Source organism: Geminicoccus flavidas (assembly GCF_009806515.1).
Taxonomy (GTDB): domain Bacteria; phylum Pseudomonadota; class Alphaproteobacteria; order Geminicoccales; family Geminicoccaceae; genus Geminicoccus; species Geminicoccus flavidus.
On sequence record NZ_WUJP01000308.1, the window covers coordinates 1 to 5,201 of the forward strand.

General features: G+C 68.2%; 6 protein-coding genes and 1 pseudogene. 4 read left to right on the plus strand and 3 right to left on the minus strand.

The window, feature by feature from the left end; all coding sequences use genetic code 11:
- The 3 genes from EQG76_RS08505 to EQG76_RS08515 all read left to right on the plus strand — a co-directional run.
- On the plus strand, positions 1 to 856 hold an 856-nt coding region (locus EQG76_RS08505), incomplete at its 5' end, for an MlaD family protein (RefSeq protein ID WP_159712420.1).
- On the plus strand, positions 853 to 1,521 hold the full coding sequence (locus tag EQG76_RS08510; RefSeq protein WP_159712422.1) for an ABC-type transport auxiliary lipoprotein family protein: 669 nt from the start codon (positions 853 to 855) through the stop codon (positions 1,519 to 1,521). The genes EQG76_RS08505 and EQG76_RS08510, both read left to right, overlap by 4 nt.
- A 29-nt stretch (positions 1,522 to 1,550) precedes the next feature.
- On the plus strand, positions 1,551 to 2,252 hold the full coding sequence (locus EQG76_RS08515) for a hypothetical protein (protein WP_159712424.1): 702 nt from the start codon (positions 1,551 to 1,553) through the stop codon (positions 2,250 to 2,252).
- Here EQG76_RS08515 and EQG76_RS08520 read toward each other — a convergent pair.
- Positions 2,249 to 3,235 carry a 2-hydroxyacid dehydrogenase gene (locus EQG76_RS08520; RefSeq protein WP_159712426.1) on the minus strand — a complete coding sequence of 329 codons (987 nt, stop codon included), beginning with the start codon at positions 3,233 to 3,235 and terminating at the stop codon, positions 2,249 to 2,251. The two genes, EQG76_RS08515 and EQG76_RS08520, sit on opposite strands and share 4 nt — an antisense overlap.
- A gap of 161 nt (positions 3,236 to 3,396) precedes the next feature.
- Between EQG76_RS08520 and EQG76_RS08525 the strand changes: the two genes are divergently transcribed.
- On the plus strand, positions 3,397 to 3,903 hold the full coding sequence (locus tag EQG76_RS08525) for an SH3 domain-containing protein (protein ID WP_159712428.1): 507 nt from the start codon (positions 3,397 to 3,399) through the stop codon (positions 3,901 to 3,903).
- 97 nt (positions 3,904 to 4,000) lie between these two features.
- Here EQG76_RS08525 and irrA read toward each other — a convergent pair whose 3' ends face one another.
- Positions 4,001 to 4,438 carry an iron response transcriptional regulator IrrA gene (gene irrA, locus EQG76_RS08530; protein WP_159712430.1) on the minus strand — a complete coding sequence of 146 codons (438 nt, stop codon included), beginning with the start codon at positions 4,436 to 4,438 and terminating at the stop codon, positions 4,001 to 4,003.
- A 123-nt stretch (positions 4,439 to 4,561) separates the two neighbouring features.
- A pseudogene (locus EQG76_RS08535) lies at positions 4,562 to 5,201 on the minus strand (nitronate monooxygenase); the annotation flags it as partial.

Sequence of the window (5,201 nt, forward strand, 5' to 3'; positions counted from 1 at the left end):
CGAGATCATCTTCACTGGTGCGGTGACCGGCCTGCAGGCGGGCAGCGGCGTGCGCTATCGCGGCATCCCGGTCGGCCGGGTGGTCGATCTGCGCATCGATCCCGAGGACGTCAGCCGGATCCTCACTTTGGTCGATCTGGATGCAGGCACGCCGGTCAAGACCGACACCGTCGCCTCGGTGGAGGCGCAGGGGATCACCGGCCTGTCCCTGATCCAGCTGGAAGGCGGGACCCAGAATGCGCCCAACCTGATGGATGCGAGCGAGCAGCGCCCGCCCCGGATCCCGTCCCGGCCAGGCGCCTTCCAGCAGCTCGTCCAGACCACGCCGGAACTGCTCGCCCGCGGTGTCACTCTGGTGGACCGCGCCATCGCCCTGCTCGACGACCAGAATGTCGATGCTATTGGCCGGACCGTCGCCAATCTCGAGAAGATCACCGGCACGCTGGCCGCCCGCAGCGAGGGTATCGACAAGACGCTGGTGGATGTGCAGGCGATGGCCGCCGATCTGCGCGTGGCGAGCGCCTCGATCGTGGATCTGTCCGGCGGTGCCAAGGACGTGCTGAAGACCGCGGATGGCGCGTTCGCCACGCTGGGCAACCAGGGCAAGACCACGCTCGAGGCGCTGGGCAAGGCCAGCGTGGCCCTGGAGCGGGTCAGCCGCCGCCTCGATGACTTTCTCGACGATACCACCGTGCCCATCGCCGATTTCTCCCGGACCGGCCTCTACGAGCTGACCCAGCTGGTCGGCGAGTTCCGCGACCTGACCGCGACCCTGTCGCGGGTGGTGAACCGGTTCGACCGCGACCCGGCCGGCTATGTGTTCGGCGGGACCAGGCGGGGGATACCCACGGAATGAGCAAGCACCTGCCGCGCCGCGGCCTCATCGGCACCATCGGGGGCGCGCTGGGTGCTGCCGGTGTCGCCGGCTGCGCCGGCCTGGACCTCCTGAACGCGCCGCCGCCGCGGATCTTCGAGCTGACCCCCAAGAGTTCGTTCCCGCCCGATCTGCCGGACACCAAGGCCTCGCTGGTGATCGACGTGCCGACCGCGTCCAGCGGCCTGAACACCTCGCGGATCGCGGTCCGTCCGATGCCGACCGCCATCGACTACTATGCCGACGTGGTCTGGGTGGACGTGGTGCCGGTGATGGTCCACACGCTCATGATCGAGACCCTGGAGAACAGCGGCCGGGTCGACGTGTTCAGCCGTACCGACCTGGCGTCGCGCGCCGACTTCGCCCTGCTTTGCCATATCCGCGAGTTTCAGGCGGAGATGCAGCAGCAGGCCCAGACGCCGCTCGCCCATGTCCGCCTGCAGTTCCGCCTCCTGCGCATGCCGCAGCGGATCTCGGTCGGTTCCAGCTTCGCCGACTTCCGGGTGCCGTCCGCCAGCAGCGCCATCGAGGATGTCGTGGCGGCCCATGACGACGCGCTGGGCGCCTGCCTGAAGCAGATGGCCGTCTGGGTCGTCGAGACCATCGTGGCCAACCCCCCGGCCGCCCTGCCGGCCAGGAATGCCTGAACCACCCCCACCGATCGGAACGAGAGCGCTTGCGTCCCATCCTCCTGCACCTCCACGTACCGCGTGCTTCCGGTTCCAGTCTGTATGCCTGGTTCCGGCGGGCGGTGGGGCCGAGCGGCGTTGTCCAGGCCAATGCCGCGGCAGCCGTCCAGCAGGCGGTAGCCGGCCGGAGGTCCGAGACCGAGCCAGCCGTGGTAAGCGGCCACTTCCTCCACGGCGTGCATGCCGGGTTCCCGGGCCAGCCGTACCGCTATACCGTCCTCCTGCGCGAGCCGGTGCGGCGGGTCCTGTCCCTGTTCCGCTATATCCGCAGCCTGCCGCATCACGACCTCCACCCGGTCCTGAACCAGCCGGGCATGACCATCGAGCGGTTCTACCGCGAGCGCCTGCCCGGCACCGGCCCGCGCAACGCCATGGTGGCGCAGCTTTCCGGCATCCTCGGCACCGGCGTCACTCCGGCCGAGCCCCATCTGGAGCAGGCGCTCCTCAACCTGCTCGGCGAGGGCACGATGTTCGGGGTGGCGGAAGATGCCGGGCCGCTCCTCCAGGAAGTCGCCGGCTTCCTCGGCATCGATCATCCCCCGGAGTTCCCGGCGGTGAACCGGCTGGACGCCAAGGAGGCCTGGGGCGGCAGCGACGCCGACCTCGCGGCGATCACGGCCGCGAATCAGCTCGACATCGCCCTCTATGCCCGGGCAAAGGCGACCCTGGCGGGCAGGGCTGCTCGCTAGACCATCGAGGGCAGCACCCGGTCCGGCGGCCGGTGCCCGTCGACGAAGGCCTTGATGTTGATGATCACCTTCTCGCCCATGTCGACCCGCCCCTCGATGGTGGCCGAACCCATGTGCGGCAGGAGCACGACGTTCTTGAGCTCGCGCAGCCGCGGATTAATCGCGGGTTCGTGCTCGAACACGTCCAGGCCAGCCCCGGCGATCTCGCCGGCGCGCAGCATCCGGGTGAGCGCCGCCTCGTCGATCACCTCGCCGCGGCTGGTGTTCACGATGATCGCGTGGCGCTGCAGGAGCTTGAGCCGCCGCGCGGAGAGCAGGTGGTAGGTCGCAGGCGTGTGCGGGCAGTTGATCGAGATCACGTCCATCCGGGCCAGCATCTGGTCGAGGCTGTCCCAGTAGGTGGCCTCCAGCTCCTGCTCCAGGGAAGGATGGACATGGTGGCGGTTGTGGTAGTGCACCGCCAGGCCGAAGCCGCGGGCGCGCCGGGCGAGGGCCGTGCCAATCCGGCCCATGCCGACGATGCCGATCCGCTTGCCCCAGATCCGGTGGCCGAGCATTGCGGTGGGCGTCCAGCCGGTCCATTCGCCGGACCGGGCCAGACCTTCGCCTTCCACCAGCCGGCGCGACACCGCCAGGATCAGCGCCATGCACATGTCGGCCGTGTCCTCGGTGAGCACGCCCGGGGTGTTGGTGACGGTGATGCCGCGCGTATGGGCGGCCTCCACATCGATATGATCGACGCCGGTGCCGTAATTGGCGATCAGCCTGAGCTGGCTGCCGGCCTGCTCGATGACGCTGGGATCCACCCGGTCGGTGACGGTCGGGACCAGCACCTGCGCGGTCTTCACCGCATCGACCAGCTCCGCCCGGCTCATCGGCTGGTCGTCTATGTTCAGCCGGGCGTCGAACAGCTCCCTCATGCGCGTCTCGATCACGTCCGGCAGCTTGCGCGTGACGATCACGAGCGGGCGGTTTCGGCTCATCAAGCATCCCCTTGTGCCGCATCGGAGGCGGCCGGCAGCCGCGCCCGGACATTGGCAGAAACCGCAGGCTCCCTCAAACGCGACAGGCGGCTGCGCTCGGTTTCGCTGTTGCCCCCCCTGCCGTTCGCTGGCTATCGACCATCCCGTCCATGGAGTGGCGGATGAAGTCTTTGCGTCGTTTTCTTGTGGCGGTGGTGGCACTGGTTGCGGCCGCAGCGCCCGGTCATGCCCAGGAGGGCGGGCCGCGCAGCACCGGCCAGCCGCTGCCGCGTTTCGTGAGCCTGAGTGCCGACGTGGTCAACATGCGCACGGGCCCGGGCGAGCAGCACCCGGTGCTGTGGGTTTACCGGCGCAACGGTCTGCCGGTGAAGGTGATCGGCGAGTTCTACCAGTGGCGCAAGGTGCTGGACCACGAAGGTGACGTCGGCTGGATCAAGTCGAACCTCCTGTCCAACCGCCGCAAGCTCCTGGTGGTCGGGCAGGGCCTGGTCGACATCAAGCGCAACGCCGCGATCGAGGCGCGGGTGGTGGCGCAGGCCGAGCCGGGCGTGATCGGTGATCTCGAGACCTGCGACACCGCCTGGTGCCTGATCGACCTCGAGACCGCTGAGGGCTGGATCCCACGCGACCATGTCTGGGGCCTGCTGGAAGGCGAGAAGCTGGACTGATCCGGGCGGCGGCACTCCCCCTGACGCAAAAGGGCCCCGCAACGGTCGTTGCGGGGCCCTTCCATGCGCAGTCCTGCCGGAACGGTACCGGTCGGCTTCAGTTGCGGGTGCGGCTGTTGTGGCCGCGGACGTCGCGCACCCGGATGATCACGTCGATCCGGTCGATCACCTTGCCGACCGGCGGCTCGGGCAGCTTCTTGAACTCGATCGCATCCTCGGCGACGTCGATGATCTCGCCGGTGTTCTTGTCGAAATAATGCCAGTGCGAGGTCGGATTGGTGTCGAAGTAGGACTGGCCCGAGCCGACCACCACCTCGGTGAGCAGGCCCGCCGCGGTGAACTGGTGCAGCGTGTTGTAGACCGTCGCCAGCGACACCGGGATGGCGTTCGCGCGGGCCTCCTGGAACAGGTCCTCTGCACTCACATGGCGCGGACCGTTCTCCAGGAGCAGCTTGGCCAGGGCCAGACGCTGCCGGGTCGGTCGCAGGCCGCAAGCCTTGAGCTGGCGAAGGGCGGTTGCATAAGGACGCTGCATGAACAATCCACTACAGGCTGACGAACCGGAACAACGGGCTGCGCGGAGTCCTATACCGGACCAAAAAGGTCCAGATCAATCCACCTGCGCGGTCCATTGGCGCATCTTCGGTGCTCCTGCGACCTATTCGCCGGTCAGGATGCGCTGGACCAGCTGCTTTACCGTCGGAATGAACCCGCCCTTGTAGAACGGATCCTGGCCGAACCGGTAGGCGTTGTGCCCGCTGAACATGAGCTGGTTGTCGATTGGGTCGCCCCGGCCGTGCGCGATGTCCTGCAGGGTCTTCTGGATGCAGAAGCTGCGCGGGTCGGGCTGGTGGCCGGTGGTGTAGTTGTCCCGGTCCTTCCAGGCGCTGAACCGGCAATGGCTGAGGCAGCCCATGCAGTCGGCTTGGTCTCGCCGGATCTGCCGGGCCCGGTCGGGTGCCACGAAGATCAGCGTGCCGTCCGGCGTGCGCATGGGCTGGGTAAAGCCCTCCACCATCCAGGCGGTGGCACGGGCATGGTCGGCGGGCGTCAGGTAGACGCCGTGGTTGGAGCGGCCATAGGGCAGGAACATGGTCCGGCCATCCGCCTCCGACGGATCGTCGGAATAGGCCACCTGCCGCTCGGAGCGCTCGTAGAGCTCATTCAGGAAGCTGTTGCGCACGGCCGAGCTGTAGAAGCCGGTCGGGCTGAACTGATGCAGGGCCACCGCACCGGGCGTCACGTCGAGCAGACGCTCCTTCCAGGCCTGCGGGATCGGGCTTTCCTGGGTGAGCAGC

What these genes read in the sequence shown, in the direction of transcription:
- EQG76_RS08520 (WP_159712426.1), bottom strand. Translation starts at nt 3,235, where the DNA reads ATGAGCCGAAACCGCCCGCTCGTGATCGTCACGCGCAAGCTGCCGGAC.
- EQG76_RS08525 (WP_159712428.1), top strand. Translation starts at nt 3,397, where the DNA reads ATGAAGTCTTTGCGTCGTTTTCTTGTGGCGGTGGTGGCACTGGTTGCG.
- irrA (WP_159712430.1), bottom strand. Translation starts at nt 4,438, where the DNA reads ATGCAGCGTCCTTATGCAACCGCCCTTCGCCAGCTCAAGGCTTGCGGC.
- EQG76_RS08510 (WP_159712422.1), top strand. Translation starts at nt 853, where the DNA reads ATGAGCAAGCACCTGCCGCGCCGCGGCCTCATCGGCACCATCGGGGGC.